Annotated in this window: 26 protein-coding genes and 2 rRNA genes; 2 read left to right on the plus strand and 26 right to left on the minus strand. The window is 42.6% G+C overall.

Going from position 1 to position 25,452, the window contains the following annotated elements:
• Positions 1–6: 6 nt before the first annotated feature.
• The 8 genes from glmU to yabG all read right to left on the minus strand — a co-directional run bounded on the left by glmU (position 7) and on the right by yabG (position 6,885).
• Positions 7–1,383 carry a bifunctional UDP-N-acetylglucosamine diphosphorylase/glucosamine-1-phosphate N-acetyltransferase GlmU gene (gene glmU, locus FZC79_RS21050; RefSeq protein WP_148948636.1) on the minus strand — a complete coding sequence of 459 codons (1,377 nt, stop codon included), beginning with the start codon at positions 1,381–1,383 and terminating at the stop codon, positions 7–9.
• Positions 1,384–1,611: 228 nt separating this feature from the next.
• Positions 1,612–1,908: a septation regulator SpoVG gene (gene spoVG, locus FZC79_RS21055; RefSeq protein WP_113928178.1), complete on the minus strand. Its 297-nt coding sequence runs from the start codon at positions 1,906–1,908 to the stop codon at positions 1,612–1,614.
• 246 nt (positions 1,909–2,154) lie between these two features.
• A complete protein-coding gene (gene ridA / locus FZC79_RS21060; protein ID WP_148948637.1) occupies positions 2,155–2,529 on the minus strand; it encodes a 2-iminobutanoate/2-iminopropanoate deaminase in 375 nt (124 codons plus the stop codon).
• Between the two features lies 1 nt (position 2,530).
• Positions 2,531–3,379, minus strand: a complete 849-nt coding sequence (gene purR, locus FZC79_RS21065) for a pur operon repressor (protein WP_148948638.1) — start codon at positions 3,377–3,379, stop codon at positions 2,531–2,533.
• 62 nt (positions 3,380–3,441) lie between these two features.
• Complete coding sequence (ispE, locus tag FZC79_RS21070; protein WP_148948639.1) at positions 3,442–4,311, minus strand: 4-(cytidine 5'-diphospho)-2-C-methyl-D-erythritol kinase; 870 nt, start codon at positions 4,309–4,311, stop codon at positions 3,442–3,444.
• A 351-nt stretch (positions 4,312–4,662) separates the two neighbouring features.
• Complete coding sequence (locus tag FZC79_RS21075) at positions 4,663–4,842, minus strand: small, acid-soluble spore protein, alpha/beta type (RefSeq protein ID WP_148948640.1); 180 nt, start codon at positions 4,840–4,842, stop codon at positions 4,663–4,665.
• Positions 4,843–5,131: 289 nt separating this feature from the next.
• Positions 5,132–5,398, minus strand: coding sequence for a biofilm formation stimulator Veg (gene veg / locus FZC79_RS21080; RefSeq protein ID WP_006837798.1), 267 nt, complete (start codon positions 5,396–5,398; stop codon positions 5,132–5,134).
• 593 nt (positions 5,399–5,991) lie between these two features.
• A complete protein-coding gene (gene yabG, locus FZC79_RS21090; protein WP_148948641.1) occupies positions 5,992–6,885 on the minus strand; it encodes a sporulation peptidase YabG in 894 nt (297 codons plus the stop codon).
• Between the two features lie 148 nt (positions 6,886–7,033).
• On the opposite strand from yabG, the gene FZC79_RS21095 reads away from it, so the two are divergent.
• Positions 7,034–7,435: a VOC family protein gene (locus FZC79_RS21095; RefSeq protein ID WP_148948642.1), complete on the plus strand. Its 402-nt coding sequence runs from the start codon at positions 7,034–7,036 to the stop codon at positions 7,433–7,435.
• A gap of 248 nt (positions 7,436–7,683) precedes the next feature.
• Here the strand turns inward: FZC79_RS21095 and rsmA are convergent, their stop codons facing one another.
• The 5 genes from rsmA to metG all read right to left on the minus strand — a co-directional run bounded on the left by rsmA (position 7,684) and on the right by metG (position 13,868).
• A complete protein-coding gene (rsmA, locus tag FZC79_RS21100) occupies positions 7,684–8,562 on the minus strand; it encodes a 16S rRNA (adenine(1518)-N(6)/adenine(1519)-N(6))-dimethyltransferase RsmA (RefSeq protein WP_148948643.1) in 879 nt (292 codons plus the stop codon).
• Positions 8,555–9,115 carry a ribonuclease M5 gene (gene rnmV / locus FZC79_RS21105; protein ID WP_148948644.1) on the minus strand — a complete coding sequence of 187 codons (561 nt, stop codon included), beginning with the start codon at positions 9,113–9,115 and terminating at the stop codon, positions 8,555–8,557. Before rnmV ends, rsmA begins: the two co-directional genes overlap by 8 nt.
• 229 nt (positions 9,116–9,344) lie before the next feature.
• Entirely contained in the window at positions 9,345–10,580 is a 1,236-nt protein-coding gene (locus tag FZC79_RS21110; RefSeq protein ID WP_148948645.1) for a G5 and 3D domain-containing protein, read from the minus strand.
• A 242-nt stretch (positions 10,581–10,822) separates the two neighbouring features.
• On the minus strand, positions 10,823–11,590 hold the full coding sequence (locus FZC79_RS21115) for a TatD family hydrolase (RefSeq protein ID WP_148948646.1): 768 nt from the start codon (positions 11,588–11,590) through the stop codon (positions 10,823–10,825).
• Positions 11,591–11,900: 310 nt separating this feature from the next.
• Positions 11,901–13,868 (minus strand): methionine--tRNA ligase, encoded by a 1,968-nt coding sequence (gene metG / locus FZC79_RS21120; protein ID WP_148948647.1) that lies wholly within the window; start codon positions 13,866–13,868, stop codon positions 11,901–11,903.
• Positions 13,869–14,350: 482 nt separating this feature from the next.
• Between metG and FZC79_RS21125 the strand changes: the two genes are divergently transcribed.
• Positions 14,351–14,644 (plus strand): AbrB/MazE/SpoVT family DNA-binding domain-containing protein, encoded by a 294-nt coding sequence (locus tag FZC79_RS21125; RefSeq protein ID WP_187442919.1) that lies wholly within the window; start codon positions 14,351–14,353, stop codon positions 14,642–14,644.
• 217 nt (positions 14,645–14,861) lie between these two features.
• Here FZC79_RS21125 and FZC79_RS21130 read toward each other — a convergent pair whose 3' ends face one another.
• The 13 genes from FZC79_RS21130 to FZC79_RS21195 all read right to left on the minus strand — a co-directional run.
• Positions 14,862–15,707 (minus strand): STAS domain-containing protein, encoded by an 846-nt coding sequence (locus FZC79_RS21130; protein ID WP_148948648.1) that lies wholly within the window; start codon positions 15,705–15,707, stop codon positions 14,862–14,864.
• A 108-nt stretch (positions 15,708–15,815) separates the two neighbouring features.
• On the minus strand, positions 15,816–16,691 hold the full coding sequence (gene rsmI / locus FZC79_RS21135; protein WP_148948660.1) for a 16S rRNA (cytidine(1402)-2'-O)-methyltransferase: 876 nt from the start codon (positions 16,689–16,691) through the stop codon (positions 15,816–15,818).
• 37 nt (positions 16,692–16,728) lie between these two features.
• Complete coding sequence (locus FZC79_RS21140) at positions 16,729–17,475, minus strand: tRNA1(Val) (adenine(37)-N6)-methyltransferase (protein WP_148948649.1); 747 nt, start codon at positions 17,473–17,475, stop codon at positions 16,729–16,731.
• A gap of 409 nt (positions 17,476–17,884) precedes the next feature.
• On the minus strand, positions 17,885–18,256 hold the full coding sequence (yabA, locus tag FZC79_RS21145) for a DNA replication initiation control protein YabA (RefSeq protein ID WP_148948661.1): 372 nt from the start codon (positions 18,254–18,256) through the stop codon (positions 17,885–17,887).
• A gap of 13 nt (positions 18,257–18,269) precedes the next feature.
• Complete coding sequence (locus FZC79_RS21150; protein WP_148948650.1) at positions 18,270–19,097, minus strand: PSP1 domain-containing protein; 828 nt, start codon at positions 19,095–19,097, stop codon at positions 18,270–18,272.
• A gap of 6 nt (positions 19,098–19,103) precedes the next feature.
• Positions 19,104–20,087 carry a DNA polymerase III subunit delta' gene (gene holB / locus FZC79_RS21155; protein ID WP_148948651.1) on the minus strand — a complete coding sequence of 328 codons (984 nt, stop codon included), beginning with the start codon at positions 20,085–20,087 and terminating at the stop codon, positions 19,104–19,106.
• A gap of 19 nt (positions 20,088–20,106) precedes the next feature.
• Positions 20,107–20,547: a YaaR family protein gene (locus tag FZC79_RS21160; RefSeq protein WP_148948652.1), complete on the minus strand. Its 441-nt coding sequence runs from the start codon at positions 20,545–20,547 to the stop codon at positions 20,107–20,109.
• A gap of 15 nt (positions 20,548–20,562) precedes the next feature.
• Positions 20,563–20,892: a cyclic-di-AMP receptor gene (locus FZC79_RS21165; protein WP_148948653.1), complete on the minus strand. Its 330-nt coding sequence runs from the start codon at positions 20,890–20,892 to the stop codon at positions 20,563–20,565.
• A 256-nt stretch (positions 20,893–21,148) separates the two neighbouring features.
• Positions 21,149–21,796 carry a dTMP kinase gene (gene tmk / locus FZC79_RS21170; protein WP_148948654.1) on the minus strand — a complete coding sequence of 216 codons (648 nt, stop codon included), beginning with the start codon at positions 21,794–21,796 and terminating at the stop codon, positions 21,149–21,151.
• 201 nt (positions 21,797–21,997) lie between these two features.
• Positions 21,998–23,395: an aminotransferase class I/II-fold pyridoxal phosphate-dependent enzyme gene (locus FZC79_RS21175; RefSeq protein WP_148948655.1), complete on the minus strand. Its 1,398-nt coding sequence runs from the start codon at positions 23,393–23,395 to the stop codon at positions 21,998–22,000.
• A 254-nt stretch (positions 23,396–23,649) separates the two neighbouring features.
• On the minus strand, positions 23,650–23,865 hold the full coding sequence (locus FZC79_RS21180) for a sigma factor G inhibitor Gin (RefSeq protein WP_148948656.1): 216 nt from the start codon (positions 23,863–23,865) through the stop codon (positions 23,650–23,652).
• 920 nt (positions 23,866–24,785) lie between these two features.
• Positions 24,786–24,902: ribosomal RNA gene (gene rrf / locus FZC79_RS21190) — 5S ribosomal RNA — on the minus strand.
• 228 nt (positions 24,903–25,130) lie between these two features.
• Positions 25,131–25,452: ribosomal RNA gene (locus tag FZC79_RS21195) — 23S ribosomal RNA — on the minus strand; the annotation flags it as partial.

Raw genomic sequence — 25,452 nt, forward strand, 5'->3', positions numbered from 1 at the left:
TCCAAATTAGTTGTTGTTAAGATTTAATTTATTGACGTAGTTCTCTTTATTCACTTGACGGGCTCTGGCAATTGAAAGAGATTCTCCCGGCACATCTTGTGTAATCGTAGAGCCGGCTGCGACGTAGGCGCCCTTTCCGATATTTACAGGAGCAACGAGGTTTGAGTTGCATCCGACAAAAACGCCGTCTTCAATCTTTGTCAGATGTTTATTCTTTCCATCGTAGTTGACCGTGATGGATCCACAGCCGATATTGACGTCCTCTCCCACTTCAGCATCACCTATATAGCTCAGATGGGAAGCTTTACTGCCTTTTCCGAAGGTCACTTTTTTCAATTCGACAAAGTTACCGATTTTCACTTCATCCATTACTTGTGACTGCGGGCGGATATGAGCGTATGGTCCGATATTCACATGAGATCCAATTTCGCTGTCATGTGCTACAGATTGCTTAATGACTGTATTGTTTCCAATTGTGCAGTCTTTAATTTCCGTATGAGGCCCAATGACATTATCTTCACCAATCACTGTGCTGCCTTTGATGACTGTGCCCGGCTGAAGGACTGTATCGCGGCCGATTTGAACGTCCGCACCAATATATGTCGTGTTTGTATCAACGAAAGTGACACCGTTCCGCATATGCTTTTCGTTGATGCGTTTCTTCATGATTTGCTCTGCCTGAGATAGAGCTACACGATCATTGACACCAAGTGTCTCTTCAAAGTCATCAGTTTGATACGCACTCACGACTTCACCTTCCGCTTTCAGGATTTCAATGACGTCCGGCAGGTAGTATTCACCCTGGCTGTTGTCATTAGAAACCTTTTTCAATGCCTCAAAGAGAGCTTTGTTATCGAAGCAGTAAGTTCCTGTGTTGATTTCCTTCACAAGGCGTTCTTCTTCTGAAGCGTCCTTATGTTCCACAATCTTTTCCACAAGGCCTTCCTCATTGCGGATGATCCTTCCATAGCCTGTGGCATCTGCAGGTTTCCCTGTCAGAATGGTGGCTTTAGCCTGCAATTCGCTGTGATGCTTTAAAAGCGCTTCCATAGTTTCACCTTTAATAAGCGGTGTGTCTCCGCAAACTACCAGGGTAGTACCCTCAAGACCGCTCAGTACCTCTTCCGCCTGCATGACAGCGTGGGCAGTTCCGAGCTGTTCTTCCTGCAATGCGAATTCACTTTTTCCTTCAAGGTGAGTCTGGACAAGTTCAGCTCCGTGGCCGACGATTGTAACAGTCTTATTTATATCAAGTGTCGTGATTTGATCAACGACATGTTCTACCATCGGCTTATCACAAACCGGATGCAATACTTTATATAGCTTGGATTTCATTCTGGTTCCCTGTCCTGCTGCTAGAATCACTGCATATCTATTAGTCATATATATAGGGCCCTCCATTATCCTTTTTTCCATTACGAATATATCCTAAAAACCTATATAATTCAAGGAATCTCTTTAAAATACACATATTTGACAACGAAAGGAGGTGTGGACGATGAGGAATTATTCCAAAATGGAACATGGATGCCATCTTTATCGGGGAAAGGAGTATAAAGAGAGAAAAAAAAGAGCCTTACTATTGAAGTAGGCTCCTGCTGTAATATTCTATTAAGAAGCACTTCCTGCTTCTTCCAGTTCCACTTCTTCCAATTCACCTAAACGATGATATTCGGTAAGAACGGCTTCCTGTATCTTTCCGCGGGTACCTGAATTGATAGGATGAGCGATATCACGGAATTCTCCATCCGGAGTCCTTTTGCTCGGCATTGCAACAAACAATCCATTATTACCGTCGATCACACGAATATCGTGTACGACAAACTCATTGTCCAGTGTTATGGAAGCAATGGCTCTCATTCGACCATCGGTATTCACACGGCGCAATCTCACATCTGTTACTTCCACTGTGTTCACCACCTTTTTCCCTAGATGAAATCTACTTAAAATATTCAACGAAATTTTCTCAATTCCTTCTTAATTTGTAAAATTTTTTGAAAAATTTCCGTTTTTTTAGAATTTTTCATTAAAAAGTTGTTTCAACCCTTGATATACAGGGAATATTACCTGAATTAAAAATTTGACTTTTTTAAAGAAAATATAAAAAAACAGACAATGCCATTACGCATCACCTGCTTTTTAGGAAGAATTGATTTATTTAACAAGAGCAATTACTTCAATTTCAACCAGAGCATCTTTCGGAAGGCGTGCTACTTCCACACAGGACCTTGCCGGTTTATGGGTATCGAAATACTGTCCGTATACTTCATTGACCGCCCCGAAGTCATTCATGTCTTTTATAAATACAGTCGCCTTCACTACAGTATCAAAAGAGGCTCCTGCCTCTTCCAATACAGCTGTCAGGTTTTTAAAAACTTGATGAGTCTGGTCCTCTACAGAACCTTCAATCATTGAACCTTCAGCTGTCAAAGGGATCTGCCCTGAACTGTAGAACAAGTTATTGACAATGATTCCTTGAGAATAAGGTCCTATTGCAGCAGGGGCCTTTGAAGTGGAGATGCTTCTCATATTAGTTTCCTCCCATTTCAAGAAATGAAATATTTGAGTTAAAGTAATTTCCTTCAAAAACATTGATCTGCTTTTCTTTAACATCCACGTCAGACAATTTCACTAGTGAAATATACTCATCTACTAGACGCTCGTCCGCATTTTCTGCTTCTACCAAAACAGCGATGCCGGATAATTCAGCAGAAAATTCTTCTAGGAGATTTTTCATGCCGTTCACTGTGCCTCCAGCCTTCATAAAGTCATCCACAATCAGGACCTTCGAGCCTTCCTTCAAGCTTCTTTTAGAAAGGACCATTGTCTGGATTCTCTTGTTGGACCCTGAGACATAGTTAATGCTTACTGTCGAGCCTTCTGTCACTTTGCTGTCTCTTCTTACAATTACGACAGGGACATTCATATGGCTGGCTATCGCATGGGCAATCGGTATGCCTTTTGTAGCTACGGTCATAATGACATCAATATCACTGCCGCTAAATGCAGAAGCAAAGAGTTTTCCGACTTTGTCCATCGCCCGGGGGTTTCCCAGCAGGTCAGTCATATATAAATAACCGCCCGGCAGAAGCCGCTCGGGATTAGCTAAGTGTTCACACAATTCACCGATTACTTGTTTAGCATCAGGCGAACTTACTTTTGGTATATACTTTACGCCGCCTGCAGCACCGGGAACAGTCTGGACCTTACCGATCCCCCGTGTCTCGAATGTTTCCTTGATGATTCCGAGATCTTCACTGATGGATGATTTGGCAGAACTGTAACGCTCAGAGAAAAACGTGAGCGGCACTAATTGATGCGGGCGTTCAAGCATATAGTGCGTCATGTCAATTAACCGTTCACTTCTTTTAAATTTCAACGCAACATCAACCTCCTTTAAACCCGAATATTATAGACTAAATATATCATTAATATACGGATTTAAGCAAGAGGGTTTCGGTCACCTTGCATCCTGATGGCAAATACCTGGTCACAGAAGCCGCGAAGCCCGTTATATATTCTAGGCAGCTTTGATTCGTATTGGACAAGTCCGAATACGGTGGGTCCGCTTCCGCTCATCAAGACTGCATCCGCTCCGAACCTTTCCATTTGTTCTTTGATCTGCTGGACTTCAGGGTGCATTTTCAAAGTCACTGATTCCAGTACATTCCCTAAGTTTTTACACATGGAATCATAGTCTCCACCCTCAAGGGCCGACAACATGGCCTTAGTATCAGGGTGACGGATTCCTCCCAGGTTAAGATTTTTATATACATCACCTGTGGAGACACCTATTGAAGGCTTCGCTAAAATCACCCAGCAGTTCGGCGGTGCTTTTATATGCTGGATCCGTTCTCCTCTTCCTTTTGCCAGCGCTGTTCCGCCATATACGCAAAAAGAAACATCTGAACCGATTTCCGAGCCAAGCTCAGCAAGTTCATCCAATGTCAGCCCAAGCTTCCAGAGTTCATTCAATCCCCTCAGGGTAGCCGCTGCATCACTGCTCCCGCCTGCAAGCCCCGCAGCTACAGGAATCACTTTATCAATGGAGATGGAAACCCCTTTTTTAATTCCCAGTCTTTTCTTTAATAAATGAGCGGCTTGATAAGCCAGGTTTCGCTGGTCATCGGGTACAAACCTGTTATGGGACAAAATACTGATTCTGTCATCCATTAATTCATTCAATTCGATTCGGTCTGCCAAATCAATCGTGGTCATGACCATCTCGACTTCATGGAAGCCATCCGGACGTTTATGCAGGACATCCAGAGTAAGGTTGATCTTGGCCGGGGCCTTTACTAACGTTCTCAAAAAATTCACCTACTTTTATACAAACCAATTCAATGAACATTCACTTTCATTGTTAAATTCTATGAGAATGTTCGATTCGTTCGTTCATTTTTATGCTTTCTATGGAAATATCTATGGAAACTATTTTAGCATATTCCTTCTTTGGCATGCTGCAAAACCCCTACTTTTTTGTATAGTTACTTTCATGCTAGCCTTTTATAGGAAAGAAAATTCAATTAGATTGATTATTTTTCAGCAAAAACCAGAGGTTATGTAAGGATTTTACGCAAAAAAAGGATCGGCCAGAAGACTTCCCTTCTGTTTGAACCGATCCTTCTCAATGCAGCAAGTCAGCAGGGGGTCTCTCTGGAATCAAGAATTCTTATTGATCATCCCTCTTTGGGCAATTTCGATTGCTCTTTTCACCATATTGCCGGCATCTTTCGATTTAATGCCTCCCCAACCTTCCTGCTGGACGGTATCATAAAAGCCCAGTTCCTTTGCAATCTCTTCCTTCAATTGTTCGGACATCATGCCTCGTCTTCTGCTCATTTATGATTCCTCCTTATTTAAGGACCGTATCTTTAGCATGAACAGAAAGCTTGGAAATGTTACAAGGAGACTAAACCCTGTTATTCCAATAAAAGCAGAATGGCTTAAGTATCCCCATTTATTAGGATTAACCGATTTAAAAACTTTGTGAAAAACATCTTTTGAAAGTGAGTTTTTCCGGGGAAAACGGGAGCCTTTTTCCACCTTATATTGTTTTGCAGCAGCGAAAAGAGCCGGGACACTTTTCCTTTTGTTTTTAACACAAATAAAAAAGCAGCAAACAAAGTGTTTACTGCTCGAGGATCATTGCTCCTGCTGCTTCATCATAGAAAGTTAACTCAACTGTATCTGTGAGTACATCTGCATAGCTGTAAGAAACTCTTTCAAACGCATTTTCATCTTGATCTAATTGAACGACGAAGACTGAAGGGTAAGTTTCCGCTAGGACTCCTGACCGTTCGATTGTTTTACGACGTCCGCCATTGGCTTTAAGCATCAAGCGTTTTCCTAAATTAGAATCAAGGGATTTTTTTATGTCGGCTAATGTTTTTGGCATTACGCTTCCACCTCACTATAATTAGTGTAACACTTTATGTAGCGAAAGTCAAATAAATTTATTATTTTATCAATAACTTTTAATCCCTGTCAATGCTTTTCAATCAACAAAATGCAATTTTTTTCAACAAGTTTAGCATTCCCTGGAATATTTCATAATATGTAAGGGATTTTCCAGCACCCTTTTCTCCTGGATACCAAAAGATCTTGTCGAAAAGTTTTTAAAGGCTTTTTTGGAGCACCGCTATACCTTTTGCAATTCACATAGCTGTTTACCCTATTTTCAGTGATTCTACACATGAAGACCTGCCCGCATAGTAAGACTGTTAGTAGTTCCTGGCGATCGGATTTTCCCTTCCAGCAACTTGCTTACAAGGAGGGCAGGAATGATGCTGCAGCCGTGCGACCTCCCGCGGGACCAGCGGTCGTCTAGTTCCTGTGCCTAGCCCCTCGGGGTCAAATAACCTCAAGTGAATAAAAGGAAAGACCGCCTTTTTTTCTCTTGAGAACATTTGCCTGTCGGGGATGACCAAGGCGCTTCCGCTTTTGAATAGGAAGAAGCCGTAAAAGAATATTCTTCATACGGCTTTCTCTTTACTCATCATCCACTGGCTTATAGGGCATTCCTGTTCTCAGCACGCCCCTTGTTTCTATTCCGCCAAGCCCCTTATCACCTGTAAGGGTATTTCTTAAAATGTCCCACACATTGACGGGTTCTGTAAAAGCAGTAAAACTGATTTTGGCCACTATATACACCGGATCTAAGGCATGTATATTGACTCGCAGCGGAGAGCTCGCAAAGTTGGCTCCCGCATGGATCAAAGACTCAAAGTGGGACTGGCAGGCACCTGCGAAAATGACCAGCTGATCAAGATGCGGTACCCGTCTCCTTGCTTCCTTCACTGTATCAACGAAGTAACGGGAGTGGCGGTAAGCGTTTATATCCGACTTTTTCCCCTTGGCTTTCGTATAGGCGTCATGACCGGTGATTACTAGGATGTCCGGCCGGTATCGATCAATAAGAGCCCCGATTCTATCAGGCATTTCCTTTTCATTACAATGGACGCCTGTGACGGGAACACCTATTTTTTCATAAAGATCCAGGCACTTTTGGAGATAAGATTGATCTCCATCAAGGTGCAGCACTCTTCCGGGAATTTGGAAGTAATTGTACTCTTCACGGTAAGCATTCGTCGAAAAGTACTCCTGCTTCTGTTGCTGCAGGTCGATATCCTGCTGGAACAACTCCAGCGATTGTTCTTCCATTGATCGAAACTCCATGGTCCTCCGCTTATATTCGCGGGGATCGATAAGTTCCAGGTCTTCAAGCGGCGCATCTGCAACGAGTCTGTAATCTTCCCCATATAACATCGCCGTTTTACGGCCGCCTGACTCCATGATGTCAATGATGCGAAATAGTATATCGCATTGATGAGACTTCCGGCCGACGATGGCATTGACCTCTAATTTCACTGGCGTCAACTCCATTGGATAGTACATCCTTAAATAAATCTTCCTTTAGTAACCTATGCACCTGCCCGGAAATCGGTGTCTTTGAAAAAACGTTGAGACAGCGGAAGGAAATTTGCCTGCTTCATCGAATTTTTTAAATATTACCTAATAAGGGGGCATTAAGATGTCTGGATTTATTTCACATATAGCCACACTCGAAATTCCTGTGAGCAGCCTTGAAACGGCCATTCCATTCTATGTAGAGGTTGCAGGGGCAGAAGTTGAATTCAAAGGCGAAAGAAACGCGATGCTGACGTTCGGCAAAAAAGGGGTGCCAACCATATTTCTGGTTGAAACCGAGCAGACGAACCGTTTGTTTTTCAGGAACTCCCATAACGAGATAGAACACAGTATCATTGATTTCTATACTGCTGACTTAAAAGGATTTCACAATTGGCTGAAGAGTAAGGACATTGAAACAGGTCCATTGAATATCAATCCAGAGCATGGGTATGGAGGTTTTGGATTTAAAGATCCTGATGGAAATCACTTGAGTGCTACCAACGTATTGCATAAGGGGCAGTAAAAAAGTGTAATGAGAATAAAGGCGGCCTCTCCTTTATGCAAAGATTGCGGCTATGGATTTCCGATTTCCACTCCAGCCGCACGACTCCGCGGGGCGGGTCGGAGTCCAATAACCCTCAGAGAAAAACTCTAAGAATAAATGAATGAACTGCTGAGCAGCGGAATTTTATAAACGCTCTCTTACACAACGTATTCATAAGTTGGTAATAAAAGAACAAAGGACCGGCAGATAACCGGTCCTTTGCTTTTTTATTGAAAATGAGGAAGAAGCTCATTACTAAGATGTGCAAACTCTTGGATGCTGAGGGTCTCTCCCCTTCTCCCCGGGTCTATCCCCGCTCTCTCCAGGCTTGCAGTGATCTCATCCTTTTTCTGTTTTCCATCCGGAAGCTGGCTGGTAAGATTATTGAGAATCGTCTTGCGCCTTTGGGCAAAAGAAGATCTCGTCACTTTGAAGAAAAACTCTTCGTCATCCACTTGGGCGGCAGGCTCGTCCCTTTTGGTCAGCCTGATCACAGCAGAGTCCACATTAGGCTGCGGCATGAATACGGTTTTAGGAACGATCATGACCGTCTCTGCTTGCGTATAGTACTGTATTGCGATGGACAGCGAGCCATACTCCTTCGTCCCTGGTTTCGCCGCTATCCTGTCTCCCACTTCCTTCTGAAGCATGACACAGATTCCCTTGATTGGCAGACCTTCTGTCAAAAGCTTTAAAATGATCGGGGTCGTCACATAATATGGCAGGTTGGCAACGACCATGATCTCTTCATAGCCGCCCAGTTCCTTCTCAATCATAGACTGTACATCCGCTTTTAAAACATCTTCGTTCACGATGGTCACATTGTCATACGGAGACAATGTATCGGCCAGGATCGGCAGAAGCCTTTGATCAATTTCAAACGCCAGTACTTTTCCAGACGTTCTTGCCAGGTGCTCCGTCAGCGCCCCAATCCCAGGTCCAATTTCAATCACAGCCGTTTTTTTTGTAAGGCCGGCATAATCAGTAATATTTCTTAATATATTGGGGTCAATCAAGAAGTTCTGACCGAGGCTCTTTTTAAAAGAGAATCCGTACTTTTTCATGATCTCCTTTGTTCTTATTGGGGTAGCAATATCTTTATGCATGTGTTTCCTCCTGTAATATGGTTTGAATCGCTTCTGCAAATTCCTCTTGCTTTATCTGGAACATTTTCAATCTTTTATGAAGCTGTTTACCATTCGTGTATCCAATCCGCAGCAATTCCCCAAGCCGCTCTCTTCTGTCTTTGGACCTGCTTCCGCCTATCAGGCCGGCATCAATCAGATCATCTACACTGATTTCTTCTTCAATTGATTCATTCATTAAGTGAGCTTCTTTGAGAGCCTCTTGAATAACTTCAGGTGAGGCATGCTCCACTCCTATGCCTCTGCCTCTTTTCGGCAGCGCATCACTCTTGGTAATGAAAGCATGTTTGCAGCCCGGTACATGGTCATTCACTATTTTCCTTATACGTTCACCAGGATAATCAGGATCAGTAAAAATAATGACTCCTCTCTTTTCCTGTGCATGTTTGATTTTTAATAGGGTTTCCTCCGAAACAGCAGAGCCATTCGTTTCAATAGTGTCCGCCATGACAGCACGGCGTATGGCAGTGGTATCGTCCCTGCCTTCCACCACAATTATTTCTTTTATTTTCATATTTCCTCCAAAATAATTGAAACATTTTTGTAATCTTATTCGTCTAATTAGTAACAACATCTTTCATGTAATGTTTATTATATCGTTTTCGGGCTGAAAGAGAAAAGAATGTTGGTGTTTTTGCTTTATGTCGGTGAGCTCATAATTAAAATTATCCACAAAGGTTAAGATTATAGGTTTCTAAAAAACAAAAAAAGCAGGAGAAATCCCCTGCCTAGAAAAAATAATATTAGTTCAAGATCTTGATTTTTACTTGTTTTCTTCCCCAGCGGTAAGCCTCGGATTTGGAAGGAAAGAACACATCAATCTTGTTTCCTTTAATTGCTCCGCCAGTATCAGCAGCTACTGCATATCCATAGCCGTCAACATACACTTTTGTTCCCAACGGAATGATTGAAGGGTCGACTGCAATAACTTTCACTCCGGGATTTGCTCTTAGATTAATTCCCGTCGCAGTAATACCCGAACACCCGTTACAGCTGCCTGTGTAGGCTGTGGAGCTCACATAGAACTCTTTGCCTCCGCTGCTAGGGGCTGAGGCTGAAGTTGTCTGAGCACTGGAAGAAGAACTGCCGCGGGAGACTTGGGCAACCAATACCTTAGTTCCGACGCTGACAATTTTATCCTGGCTTTCCTTGACAGTCTTTTCACTGACAAGCTTACGGGATACCTCTTTGCCATTTTCTTTCACAACTTCATACTTCTTTTCAATTAAACCCTGCTGTCCCGCTTGAACAACTTCTTCTTTGCCTTTTGTAAGGTCAGAATCCTGACGGGTAACTACAGCAAAATCTTTTGGTTCTTCCACTACATCGGTGACTTTTTCAACTCGAACGACATTTATGACATCATTTGCTTTAACAGCGGTGTCTAAATTGGGTTCCACCCGGTCTTCATCCGTTAGTGTGATTCCTTGTTGCTTTAAAAAGTCAGCGACCGTAGTCGAAGTTGACCATGCAGCCTTTTCACTTCCCCCATCTACAAGCTTTACGGGGAATGCAGGTGCAATCTCAACTTTTGTTTCTTCTGTTACCTCTTCATCAAGGCCTACATTGATCTTATCATGTTCGCCAATCTCAATCTTCTCATCAGACAACAGTTCCTTGATCGTTCCCGCTGTCGTCCAGACCTTCTTGGTTTCACTTCCAACCTTGATTTCTACCTGTTTCGCCGGTTCCCAAACCACTTTCATGTTATTCGTAACCTCGGTTGCTTCCGTTGGATACAAATAGTCTTCTGATTGCAAAGGAATCTTTAAATCTTGCAAAATATCTTGTATAGTATTTGCGTGTGTCCTGACTTCTTGTTCTTTGCCATTCAAAGTCAGTGCGACTGACTTCTTTGTCCCCTCGAACAAAAGGTAACCGAATACTGCCGTAAAGGCTATTATACTCACGGTTAGAATGGCCCATTTCCTTTTTTTCATCGACTTGGAAAACAGGTTTTTCATGTTTTCATCACTCATGAAAAACGCCTCCTTTTCTCGGAGTGATTATATTAGACTAGCAGCACACTTGTCAAGCCTAACCCCCTTAGTTTATGAGTCTAGCAATTTTGGGAACGTATCGCCATTATGCTGAAACTTATAGAAAAAAGGAAGGATAACTTCTCGACACGGTTATCCTATGAGAGAGATGAGAAATGTAGAACTTTAGTTTTTTCATGGTAAGCAGGACAAGCTTTCCTAAACCTCGACAAAATCAGTTATCAATTTATGCCGAATAGTTTTTTTGCATTTCGGGTCGTAGTTTCGGCAACTTCTTCAAAAGAGACACCTTTAAGTTCAGCAATCTGCTCGGCAACCAGTTTAACATAAGAGGGTTCATTCCGTTTGCCCCTGTATGGATGGGGAGCAAGATACGGGCAGTCCGTCTCAATCAGCAGCTTTTCAAGTGGAACCTCTTCCGCTACTTCCTTTGGCTTCTTTGCATTTTTGAATGTCACAGGACCGCCAAGGGAAATTAGAAAATTCATCTCGAGGCATTCATGAGCCGTTTCAGAGCTTCCGCTGAAGCAATGCATGATGCCGCCAACCTCTTTAGCTTCTTCTTCTTTCAATATGTCCACAATATCCTGGGTGGCTTCTCGATTATGTATGACGATCGGCAGCTTTACTTTCTTGGCAAGCCTGATCTGTTTGCGGAATACTTCCTGCTGTATTTCTTTTGGCGACTTATCCCAATGATAATCCAGCCCTGTTTCACCAATCGCCACCACTTTCTGATGCGTTGACAATTCTTCAATCCACTGCAAATCTTCATCGGTCATATCAATGGCATCAACTGGGTGCCATCCTATGGCGGCGTAAAGAAAGTCATAGTGTTCAACAAGCTCCATCGCCTTATTGATCGTCGGCCTGTCAAATCCGACAACCACCATAGTTTCTACTCCCTCATTTTGAGCCCTCTCAATGACTTGCTCTAAATCTTCGCTGAATTGATCAGCATTCAAATGGACATGGGTATCAAACAACATATTAAGACTCCTTTTAATAGTATTATTTTATAATATTCTTCTGTGACAAGCTTCTCACTTATGTAACTTTTTATTAACAATTGAAATACTCTCCAATATTTCCAGATAAAAATAGGTAAATATTCACACAAATTTATTGTTACCCTCTCCACTCGACATTAAACATTTTTTGGAAGGGTTGTCTTCTTGCGGTTTAAAACACAGATTTCCTTCTTGCAGCAGGAGATTAGTTACCTGCAATTATAAAATCTTTTTGTTGTTTATGAATAATAAAGAGAGTGTTCCACGTGAAACACTCTCTTTTAATAGGTTACTTCACTTTAGCTCCATTTGCCAAAGATTGATCTACATTTGCTAAGGCAAGCACACCGTCTTTTTCCCCTGCGAGGATCATTCCTTGTGATAATTCACCACGCAGCTTGACTGGCTTGAGATTAGTCACACAAATGACTTTCTTTCCGACCAGCTCTTCCGGCGAATAGAACTTGGCAATCCCTGAAACTACCTGGCGTTTTTCATAACCGAGATCCAATTGAATCTTCAAGAGTTTATCGGCTTTCTTCACCGGCTCAGCATGTGTTACGGTTGCTACCCTTAAGTCAACTTTCATGAAATCATCAATCGTGATTTCTTCTGATTCCGGAACCTCTTCTTCTTTTGCTTTTTCTTCTTCTTGGGGCTGAGGAGCTGTGCCTCTCATTTTTTCTTGAATATATTCAACCTCTTCAGCAATATCCAGACGCGGGAAGATTGGCTCTCCCTTCTTCACTACGCTGGTGCCGGCAGGAATCATACCGAACTCTTCAAGGCTTTCCCATGTTGTCAGCTCTTCTTGCACTGTGTTCAATTGTTCAAAGATTTTCTTAGGAGTTCTTGTCAGGAACGGCTGCAGCATAACTGCTGCGCGGCGAAGAGTTTCTGCCAGGTGAACCATTACGTTGCCTAGATCTTCTTTCTTCTCTTCTTCCTTTGCAAGTACCCAAGGCTGAGTTTCATCAATATACTTATTCGTACGGCTGATCAGCTGCCAGAGGCTTGATAAGGCTACAGAGAATTCCATATTTTCCATTGCTTCTTCGTACTGCCTCACCGTCTCGTTATTCACTTCAAGCAGCTCTTTATCGAATGGTCCTTGAGATCCTTTGTATTCCGGGATTTCTCCATCGAAATACTTGTTGATCATAGCTACTGTACGATTCAACAGGTTTCCAAGATCATTCGCCAAGTCGAAGTTAATTCTTTCGACAAATCCCTCAGGTGTAAAGACGCCGTCAGAACCAAATGGAACTTCTCGCAGCAGGTAATAACGCAGGGAATCCAATCCGTAACGGTCAATCAGTGTGACAGGATCTACGACATTGCCCTTCGATTTCGACATTTTGCCGTCTTTCATCAACAGCCAGCCGTGAGCGAAGACTTTTTTAGGAAGCGGAAGGTCCAAAGCCATCAGCATGATCGGCCAGTAAATAGTATGAAAGCGGACGATTTCCTTTCCGACTAAATGCACATCTGCCGGCCAGTATTTAAGATACTTTGTATCTTCTTCCGTTCCATATCCCAGAGCGGTAATATAGTTGGAAAGCGCATCGATCCATACATAAATGACGTGCTTGGGATCTCCAGGGACCTTGACTCCCCAATCAAAAGTCGTTCTTGAAACTGCCAGATCTTCTAATCCGGGCTTAATGAAGTTATTGATCATTTCATTCTTACGAGATTCAGGCTGGATAAACTCAGGATTTTCATTGTAGTACTGGATAAGCCGGTCAGCATATTTACTCATCTTGAAGAAATAGGATTCTTCTTTTACTTTTTCGACAGGACGGCCGCAGTCAGGACAATTTCCATTTTCCAGCTGGCGTTCGGTAAAGAAAGACTCGCAAGGTGTACAATACCATCCTTCATATTGATCAAGGTATATATCACCCTGTTCAAGCAGCCGGCTGAAAATCTTTTCGACAATGTCTTTATGGCGCTTTTCAGTCGTGCGGATAAAATCATCATAAGATATATCCAGCTTACTCCATAGGTCTTGGATTCCGGAAACGATACCGTCCACATATTGCTGAGGTGTAATGCCATTTTCTTCTGCTTTTCTTTGTATCTTTTGGCCATGTTCATCTGTTCCCGTCAGATACATGACGTCAAAACCGCGCATTCTTTTATAACGGGCCATAGCATCCCCTGCTACAGTTGTATAGGCATGTCCGATATGTAAGTTCCCGCTGGGATAATAAATTGGCGTCGTCAGATAGAAGGTTTTAAGCTTTTCCTTCATATAATATTCCTCCCCTATATCTATCATTTTCATTTGTATTTAATTTAAGTTATAGCCTTATTTAAGCCGTATAAAAAAACCTGTTAATAATACTGCTGTAATAACTACATCATAACCTCTTGCATCCTCAAAATATACCTAAAATAACCCGATTCTGCAACTAACTGAAGGCAGAGCAGCATCTAGTTCGACATGAAATTAACCTTATTGTCGAAAATTGTCGATTTACACCTATGTGTTAACCGATAATTCGACATCAGTTTACATAAGTTAGTTTTCTGATAATAATAATAAATTGGAAATTCTTTTTCCGCCAATGCTTTTCAAACCTTATTGCACCAACATTAGTTCGAAAAGTGAAATATAAAAATTTACATTTTTTATTATTGACGGATTTTGGAATCGCTGTTATTATAGATTCATAATCAAAAATATGTCGAAAAATGACGAATTCAAATAGACCATATTTTCGAGAGGGGATAATAATAATGAAATCAACTGGTATAGTACGTAAAGTCGATGAACTGGGACGTGTGGTAATTCCGATTGAATTACGCCGTACCTTGGGTATTGCTGAAAAGGACTCTTTAGAAATATACGTGGATGATGAGAGAATCATCTTAAAGAAATATAAACCAAGCATGACTTGTCATGTAACAGGTGAAGTATCTGATGATAACATCAAACTGGCAGATGGAAAATTGATCCTGAGCCGCGAAGGTGCAGAAAAAATCATTAAAGAAATCCAAAGCTCTTTCCAGCTTGAAGAGAAATAAATCAATAAAAAAGTACCCTGCAGAATGGCTTCTCATTAGAGAGGCCTTCTCAGGGTATTTTCTTATTTTCAGTTCTTATTACAGAAATGATTAAATCTCTGGCACTATCAAGGCCGATAGGTTCAACACACAGAGAGTCTGCTTGCCCATTTGCCCTTTAAACTCTTTGAACACTGCCTTTTCACCTTCAGTATTGTTCTAATGAAAATATGACTGGCTAGTTGAGCCCTGTCTTTTGCAAAGCCTGCTTTAAAGTATTAAATGTATTGATTTGCTTAAAATTAATGCCAAGCTGGACGGAAGTCATGGCTACTTCCGGCCTTATGCCCGAAAGAGATGTCTTAATGCCCAGCAGGGAGAGAGCCTGAATGATGGAGTAAATCTGCTGAGCCACCATGGTATCCACAATAGGGACGCCGGATAAGTCGATGCATAGCTGATCCACTCGCTTTTCCATACATTTCATTGGAACAATCTCCATGATTCTTCTTGCTCTTTCGGTATCAATATCACCGATTAAAGGAAGGACCGCTATCGTATCTCCAACAGGTATGATCGGGGCGCCAAGTTCTGCAATTAAGTCATGCTGAGCTTTCATTCTCTCTCTTGTAAGATTGTAGTACATTTCTGAGAATTCCTGGATCAGCTGGTCAAATGCAGAGTGAATGGAATGATTCCACTTCATTATCTCTTCCTTCGTAATGAAATCCCCTTTTTCCATTACATAAGCATTCAAGAAATTCATAATAATACTCCGGAATCCATGGACAGCTTCCAGCACTTCATAAATCGGGGTTCCAAGGTCGGCCCGGCTCTTAGCCACCATAATTGCCCACTGTTCAAGGTTTTGTTGATATTCTTCTTTATCATCTAATAACGAACTCGCAATGGTCTTGGTCGTTAGAACGTTCTGCTCCCTGAGCAGCTTTTCATACTTTTCATCTGCATCTGCAGAATAGATGGAATCAGATTTCTTCGTTCTCAATTTTAGCCACTGATCAGCCAAGGTCTTCTGGTTTTCGATTATTGCTCTATACAGTTCTTCCGTAACATGTTGTGTCATGCGGTAACTCCCTTTTGGAAAATCATTTCCACTAAGTTTAACAAACTGGTTCACAATTGAACTCTGAAGGCCGCCTATCAAGAGATCATTTTATAGCTTAAATAGAAATCACTCTACATGAAATGCCTGGTAGACATCACGTTTAGGAACCTCCCTGTCCTTTGAAACCATTTTAATCGCCTCTTTTGACGAGACTTCTTTTTCTTCTATATAATGCTGCACATGCTCTGATAACGTAAGGCTGCTCCACCACTTTCCTTCCTCAATAGGTTCATGAGTGTCGGTACTGCCTTCAACAACAAGGCAGAATTCCCCGCGGACCTCTCCTTCACTGCTCCATTCCAGCACTTCCTCTAGAGAACCGCGTATGAATTCTTCAAATTTCTTCGTCAGCTCCCTTGATATAACGATTTGACGGTTACCAAGGATTTCTTTCATTTCCTTGAGAGTTTCTTTCAACCTATGAGGGGATTCATAAAAAATCAATGTGCTGTTCTGCCTTGAAAGGATTTCAAGTTCCTTTCGCTTCTCTTTCTTGCCTCGTGATAAAAAGCCATAAAAATAAAATGGCTGAGGGTCAATTCCAGACGCGATTAAGGCGGTTAAAGCAGCATTTGCTCCCGGCAGGGGTATGACAGCGATACCTCTATCGACCGCTTCCCTGACGATTTCATAACCCGGATCAGATATGCAGGGCATCCCCGCATCACTGACGAGAGCTACCGTTTCACCTCTCTCAATTCTTTCGAGGAGTTTTTCCCCGCTGCTCTCTTTATTATGCTCGTGGTAGCTGACAACAAAGGTATCTATTTCAAAGTAATTACATAATTTCTTCGTATTCCTTGTATCCTCTGCAGCAATAACATCACTTTCCTTTAGTATCCTGACGGCTCTGAAAGACATATCTTCAAGATTGCCAATCGGAGTCGGTACAAGGTAGAGGCTGCCTGTCTCTGTTTCCTGAAAGCTCTTCTGTGTCTTCACTCTCTTCACCTGCTCTTCTTTTTGTGAAACTAACCGGTTAACTGTCTTGTCCATACAGCATTCGATGGACTTCACTTCCATAACTGCCGTCTTCATTATAAACCACCAGTGGCTGCAGCACCCGCAAATCAGGGCTGCCATCCTTAATTCCTTCAACCAAAACTGTGTTTGCTTCTTTCTCTTTATTCGGATAAACAAACCGTACCCGTTTTGGCTCAATACGATACTTTCTCATCAGTGTGAGAAGATCCACCCCTCTGCCTGGGCGATGGACAAATGAAGCCTTTCCTCCCTGTTTAAGAAGTGTGCTGACTGACTTCACCACATCCTCCAGTGTGCAGAGCAATTCATGCCGGGCAATCGCATAGTGTTCATTGCTGTTGATTTTCACCTTTTCACCTTCTGAGAAATAAGGCGGATTACAAGTCACGGCATCAAATTTATCGTTCCCAAAATGGGCTGGTATTTCCTTGATATCACCATGTATCATAGAAATTTGATCTTCTAATTGGTTATATTCGATGCTGCGTACAGCCATATTAACTAATCTTTCCTGGATTTCCACCCCGGTGATCGGCACACTTGTCCTGTTGCTGAGCATCAGGGGGATCACTCCATTCCCTGAGCAAAGGTCGATGATTTTCCCTTTTCGTTTGGGAACATAAGCAAAGTTGGCGAGCAGGACTGCATCCAGCGAAAAAGAAAATACCGACGGACTTTGAATAATCCTTAAATTTTCTGCCAGTAAATAATCCAGTCTTTCATCTTCTTTCAATTCAACCATTTCTACTCCTCCGTCAGATTCTCTGTAAACTGTTAGTTCTATTGTTGGGAAAATTGTTTTTTTTACTCCTGCCAGTCCTGCTGGAGGGTCGTACATTTTCCGCTTCAATCTTACTTAATAATAGGAAGCAGGGTAAAATAGTAAGAAAGTCAATATTTCTTAAAACTATATGAAGACTGTTTTTATGCTGAAACGTCTAACCTAAAGGTTATAAAACTTGCTGCTGGCTGTTGATTATGGAAGCAGAGAGACAACGAATCCTCTACTCTTGTACAGAAATAATCATTGAACAAGCCATATTAAAAGAACAAGTTTTTACACCCAGTATTATCATTGACAAGCTTAGAAGAACAGCACATTTCTATGTAAAAACGAAGCCTTCCTGATGTCAGGAAGGCTTATATTGATGCTATTTTTTATTTAGGAAAGATAAACAGAACAAACAGTCTTCATCTTTACGGGGACTGCCAAAGTGGATATTGCAGATATGAAAGCCTTCTTGATAAAGCCGAGCAAGGTTATCATATCCTTCACCAACATCCAGTGACTTATCTTCAGCATGAGACTGTCTGGCCCCTTTCTTCCCTTTACGTGCAGCGCCTTTTGATGAGTTCCCTGTTTGCTCCAGTCTTCTGCGCAAATGTTCATTTTCCAGCTGCAGGGAATTATTCTCTTCTAAAATTTCCGCTAAGACCTGTTTCAATTCACCCAGCTGCTGGTAAAGCTGTCCTATTTGTTGCTCCATATTACTGACTGAATCAAAGAACTCCTTTTTATCCACTAACTCCACCCCGTTACTCTGTGGCTTGAATTGAGACGGCACTTTCGTTTGAGATTTCATCTAAAGTAAATTCAAGAACACGTTCGACTTCTTTGATATCCACCTTGATGACACGTTCCAAAATATTAAGACCGACCACTTTACCTTCACCATGCGGCGTACTGATTCTTTCTCCTACATCCGGAAGCTCTTCCTTGGCCGCTTCATACTCATCATTTTCGTATTTCAGGCAGCACATGAGCCGGCCGCACAATCCGGAAATCTTCGTTGGATTAAGAGAAAGGTTTTGATCTTTCGCCATTTTGATTGATACTGGTTCGAAATCTCCCAGATAAGTTGAACAGCAAAGCATCCTGCCGCAAGGGCCGATCCCGCCGAGCATCTTCGCTTCGTCCCTTACACCGATCTGGCGAAGCTCGATACGCGTCCTGAAGATGGATGCCAAATCTTTAACTAATTCACGGAAGTCCACTCTGCCGTCAGCCGTGAAGTAAAAGATTACTTTATTTCTATCAAATGTATATTCCACATCAACCAGCTTCATATCCAGCTGATGTTCTGTTATCTTGCTGCAGCAGACATTATATGCTTCTTCTGCGGCATCTTTATTTTCCTGCACGGCCATTTGATCCTTTGGATCGGCCAATCTAATCACTTTCTTCAAAGGAAGGACCACATCGTTTTCGCCAACCTGCTTTCGGTCCACTACTACTTTTCCGTATTCCACTCCTCTGACTGTTTCTACGATTACATAGTCGTTTTTCTCGATTCCGAGTTCACCCGGGTCGAAATAATATATTTTTCCCGCTTTTTTAAAGCGTACTCCTACAACATCGTACAAAGGAAATCACCCCTGTAATTTTAGCACAAGCTGCTCCAATAACAGCTGAGTATTCATATTTGCGTTCAGTTTTCGTTTGGCTTCAAGCACGGCCGTCATCTTGTCTGACAGACTGTTAGTGGAAACCTGAAGCGCATCTGACTCCCATTCCTGTTTCTTATCCGGGTACACCAGTTTATCTGCTTGATCTATCTGTATATACAGCAGATCTTTATATATAAGAAGTAAAAGATCCAACGCTCGATCTATTTGAGACTTCTCTTTGAAATGCTCGTTAAAATCCTCCTGCAAACTGATCATTGCCTGAAATGGACTTTTGCGAAGGACTTCATACAATTTTAACACTATTATTCTCGCTTGTGCAAACCACTCTTCGCTGCTTAATTCAAAAGCTTCTTGGTAATTATTAGTTAAACTTGCTGTCAGTGCAGCCATATTGACGTTTACACCTTCAGATATCAGCCTTTCCTTTATCATTTCCGTGGGAAGCGGCTGAAAGGATACCACTTGGCAGCGTGAAATGATGGTTGGAAGGATACGGTGCACCTGCTCAGTGATCAGAATAGCCGTTGTTTCTGAAGATGGTTCTTCAAGAAATTTCAGCAGGCTGTTTGCGGCATTTGGTGTCATCTTATCAGCGTGGGAGATAATGTAGATCTTCTTGCTGGACTCAACTCCCGTTTTACTAAACTCACTCTGAAGGGTTCTGATTTGTTCTTTTTTGATAGAGAGTCCATCCGGTTCAACCGCATGGACATCTGGATGGTTATGATGATTGATTCTTTTACAGTTATTGCAGTGGTCACAGGCTATACCATCCACTGGTTGTTCACATAACAGCGATTTGGCAAAGAGGACCGCTATTTCCTGCTTTCTTGTTCCTCTTTCTCCCTCAAAGAGATATGCATGCGCCACTCTCTCTCTCTTGATGCTGTTGGCCAGCATCTGCAGGACAACAGGCTGTATTTCATTGAGTTCTTCCCAGCTCATGGACAACACGATCACTCACTTACGTATATAAATTAATTAACAGGCCTCTAATTTCTCCGATTTTGCCTAAAATATCAATCGATTGTTTTTCCTCATCCAATATATCTTCAGTCAGCTCCATTAACCTCTGGTCCACACTTTCCACGATGTTCAGCTTTCTGCCTTCTCCATGCTGATTCCATGTATGGGACTGTTTAAGATTCATGCCATAATCGACAGCTTCTTGTACAAACTTTTTCACCAGAGATTTATATTTCGCGAGATCTTTAAAGGTCCTTGAACGGGACAGCCTCTCTCCTGCACTGGAGATGTCGCTCATCAGCTTCCCCAGCTGTTCCATTTGCAGCTTCTGGTCCTGCTTGCTGACCAGTGCTCCGAATTTAACAGAGCCTCCATTGTTCGGCTTCTGATCGGTACGAACCTTATCGACACCGACACGGAGGTCTTGGTTGATTTTCATTTTATTCCCTCGCTTCTAGAAATGGTGAAACTGTTCCACCGGCAGAACGAATACAGTTGCACCGCCAACTTCCACTTCCACTGGATAAGGTACATACGAATCGGCATTGCCTCCCATCGGTGAAACAGGGGCAACCATTTGATCTCTCGACTTGCAGCTGTCCCTGATTACCTGCAGGGCCTTTTCCACTCTGATGTCCTCCACCCCGATTAAGAAAGTGGTATTGCCGGATCGAAGAAAACCGCCTGTACTGGCAAGCTTGGTCGACCTGAAGTTATGGTCCATCAGTGCATTGGAAAGACGGTTACTGTCTTGATCCTGTACTACCGCCATTATCATTTTCATCTCTTCCACTTCCTCCCATAAAAACTCTTCCGCAAATCTGTATATATACCATTATAGCAAGAATATGCTCTTCATAATATCTGTTCCTGTTCAAACTTTTCAAATAAATTTTGGAAATTACTGCAAACAGTCGTTTTGAATCTGTTTTAAGCAAAAAGGATTTACCTAAAAGTGCCCTGAGGTATTATTAGTGTTCAGAAAGCACCAGGCTTTCAGAAAAGAATTCTATAAAGAATTATAAAAGAAAACCAGTCTGCTATTTGACTGGCCTGTGTTCGCTTATATATAGCTCAACAACATTCAAAGCTTGTTCATATACTTCATCAAATGTCATACCGGCATCAATTTTCTTAATCCGCTCTGGAAACTTCTCGAGCAGCATCAGATACCCTTCTCTTACCCTTTCATGAAAGCCGATTGCTTCCAAATCCAGGCGGTTCACTTCTCTGCCTTTATTTTTCTCGATCCGTTCCAGACCGATTTGAGGTTCCACATCGAAATAAAGAGTAATATCAGGCATCGTATCTCCTATCGCAAACTTATTGATGCTGTACACTTCCTCCATTCCAATGCCTCTTGCATGGCCCTGATAAGCAAGAGAACTATCCAGGAAACGGTCACATAGAACAATGCTGCCATTTTCTAGAGAGGGAATGACTTTCTCCGCTAAATGCTGCCTCCTTGCTGCTGCATATAACAAAGCTTCCGTTCTTTCATCCATTGCTGTATTCTCAGGATCGAGAATGACCCGGCGAATCTCCTCCGCAATCGTAATCCCGCCTGGCTCTCTGGTCAGCACTACACTCAGGCCCTTTCCTTCAAGCTCATCGGCCATCTTTTTAATGATTGTTGATTTTCCGGCTCCCTCAGGACCTTCAACTGATATAAATAATCCCTGTCTCATCATTTAACCTCCAAAAGCTGCTTGTTACATTATAACTTATATCAGAGCCAATTGCAGATTTAGACAAGGCTCTTTTTGTACCCTTTCAAAACAGAAGTACAACTAGTGAATTCAACGGATAACCCTGGAAGAAAGGAACTCTTCTCCCCGTTCAAATAGAAAGTCTTGGGATTTTACGAAACACCCACATAAGTAAACAACCTAGACGAAAATGCTTATTTTCCCTTCTTCCAGCTTTTTTCCACCTTGAAATTTTGCTCCGAGCTTCATAAGCCTCTTCAACTCTGAAATACTTTCTTCCAAGATCTCCTCGCCAGGGTAAAATAACGGTATACCTGGCGGATAAGGAACCAACACTTCTGCTGCAGTCCTTCCAACTACTTCATCAACAGAGGCCCACCCTTTTTCCTTCTTTTCCATTTCCTTAAATGAATGGCGGAGAGCTGTAATTTTCTGCTGCTTCTCTAAAAGGATGAGTTCCGTGTTGCCCTCTGAAGGTTCGATCGCTTTCATACTCAGCAGTGCCTTTTCATATGGAAATGTCATTCCCTTTTTAATCAAAGGTAATATGAAAAGGACTTGATATGGATCGGCAAGCTCAGAAAACACACTTCTATTCTTCAATTCCTCCTGAAGCTCGTAACCTGAATATCCCCGTAGCCTCACCATCAGCTTTAAAGGGTCGGCACTTTCAATAATTTCATATCCTGCTCCTCGAAGCCCCTTTAAAAAATGTTTTCTCTTATCTTTAAAGAATTCAATGTCCTCTGCAGAATAGGAAGCAATATAGTGCCGTGCATAATCCAGTGAACCCATGATCGGATACGAAGGACTGCTCGACTGCAGCATCCCCAGGTAGTGTTCAATTCTATCTTGGTCTATCCTCTCAGTTCCTATATGTAAAAAAGATCCCATTGTCATGGCAGGGAGTGTTTTATGAGCTGATTGAACAACCACATCAGCTCCCCATCCCAACGAAGACGAAGGAAATGGAGTGCCGCAAGAGAAATGGGCCCCATGTGCCTCATCCACCAGCACGTTTACCCCATGTTCGTGAGAAAGTTCTATCAAACTCTTTATATCGTACACAGTCCCATAATAGGTAGGATATGTTAAAATTAAAGCCTTCGCATTAGGATATAGCCTTAGGGCCTGTATGAGTGTTGCCTGGGAAATACCTGATGCAGCAGCTGCCTGCTCATCAAGTTCCGGGTGAAGAAACACCGGCTTTACATTCGCAAGCTGAAGCCCATTCAGAATCGACTTGTGGCAATTCCTTTGAACAAATACAACATCACCTTCATTACATACACCCAGAATCATTGCTAAATTCCCGACCGTGCTTCCATTGACAAGAAAATAACTCTTCTCAGATTTGTAATGATCCGTCAGCAGCTCCTGTGCTTCCCTGATGGCACCCTCAGGGGCATGCAAATCATCCAGACCAGCCAGCTCCGTGACATCATACTCCAAAGCTTTTCTGACCTGCCCTTCCACCAATGCCCCATTCTTGTGCCCTGGCACATGAAAAGACACCGAATCTTTATCTATATGACTTTGCAGGGCCTCAACCAAAGGCATCCTGTTTTGATCTCTCATAAAAAGCAATCCTTCCTGCGGTTATTCTCTATATTTTATCATAGAGCTGCTCTTTGCCTGTATTTTTGAATTTTGTTAGACAAGCGAACCTCTGGGGAATTGCAGAATGCTGCTTCTTTAAAGTCGATATTAATAAGAAGAACAAAAGCGCAAGCACCTTGGTCAGCCACGAGAGGCTAAGTATTCCAGTCGGTACGGCCCTCAGGCGCTGTAGCTGAACAATAAAAAAACCGGGGATTTTATCCCGGCTTCGTCTATGAATATATTTGCGGTGTATTGACTTTCTTCAATTGTTCCACAAAATACTTGTACTGAGGATGGTTCGTTTCCGTTCCAATCATATCTTTCTCGCATTCTATGCAGATAAAAGATGTATACAGATGTATCCCTGTTCTCTTTTCCTGACTGCAGACAATACACGTTTCCCCTGCTCTTTTCTCTGTATTCAGCACCAGTCTCTCCACCTCCATACACCTATTCTGCCCCGAAGCCGTTCAAATATACGCATTTTCACAAAATTTAAATAGAGTGAATTATCTCATGTTGCTATACTATGTAAGCGAATTCCTGTCTGTGTATGTCTAATGGGAAATTGTTTAAAAAGGAACAGGCGCTGTGGGGGAAAATATTAGTTTTAAATTTTAGGATACTCCCATCTTCGGTGCGATTCGCTGCTCATCACCTTCCGCTCAACGTAAGGACATATCTTTGCTGAAAACAATTCACTCATGTATCCAGAGGCGCAGACTGAGGACATATCTTTGCCGAATACATGTCACTCTTGTACCCAGAGACTCTGCGTGAAGACATATCCTTGCTGAAAACAAGTCACTCATGTATCCAGAACCTCTGCGTGAGGACATATCTTTGCCGAAAAAAACTCACTCATGTATGCAGAATCTCTGGGTGAAGACATATCTTTGCTGAGAACAAGTCACTCTTGTATCCAGAACCTCTGCGTGAGGACATATCTTTGCCGAAAACTAGGCACTCTTGTATGCAGAATCTCTGGGTGAAGACATATCTTTGCTGAAAACAAGTCACTCTTGTATCCAGAATCTCTGGGTGAAGACACATCTATCCCGAAAAGGGGAGACTCATGTATCCAGAACCTCTGCTTGAAGACACATCTTTGCCGAAAAGGGGACACTTATGTATCCAGAGCCTCTGCTTGAAGACATATCTTTGCCGAAAAGGGGACACTCATTATCCAGAACCTCAATATTTGGAAGATCTCTTTCCTCATGGGCAGAGCCCACTCCGGTGCTCTCGTCCTCGACCTTCTTGCTCCTCCCCATCCTCGCTCCTGCGGGGAATGAGAATCTTTTTTGGGGGATCTCCCCCTTTTTTAAACACAAAAAAGAGCACCTTTTCGGGTACTCTTTGGATCGCCTGGCGACGTCCTACTCTCACAGGGGGAGATCCCCCAACTACCATCGGCGCTGAAGAGCTTAACTTCCGTGTTCGGCATGGGAACGGGTGTGACCTCTTCGCCTTAGTCACCAGACATATTTTGTTGAAAGAACATCGTTCTCTCAAAACTAGATAAAGTATTAGAAGAAAGAAGAAAGTATTCCGAGTTTCGCTGCATTTTGCAATCCAGCTCCGGCGGCTAGAGGCTCGGGGTCATATGTCATCAATCAGCTGTCATCAATCAGCCGAGGGCAAATACCGCCCTCATCTGCTTGCTGTCATATGCCTGTCGCCTCTGTTCAAGCCGCCTGCGCTTTTTACTGTGGTTAAGTCCTCGATCGATTAGTATCTGTCAGCTGCACGTGTCACCACGCTTCCACCTCAGACCTATCTACCTGATCATCTTTCAGGGATCTTACTCACATAAAGTGATGGGAAATCTCATCTCGAGGGGGGCTTCATGCTTAGATGCTTTCAGCACTTATCCCTTCCGCACATAGCTACCCAGCGATGCCTTTGGCAAGACAACTGGTACACCAGCGGTGCGTCCATCCCGGTCCTCTCGTACTAAGGACAGCTCCTCTCAAATTTCCTGCGCCCACGACGGATAGGGACCGAACTGTCTCACGACGTTCTGAACCCAG

This window comes from Rossellomorea vietnamensis (assembly GCF_008180615.1).
Taxonomy (GTDB): Bacteria; Bacillota; Bacilli; order Bacillales; family Bacillaceae_B; genus Rossellomorea; species Rossellomorea vietnamensis_D.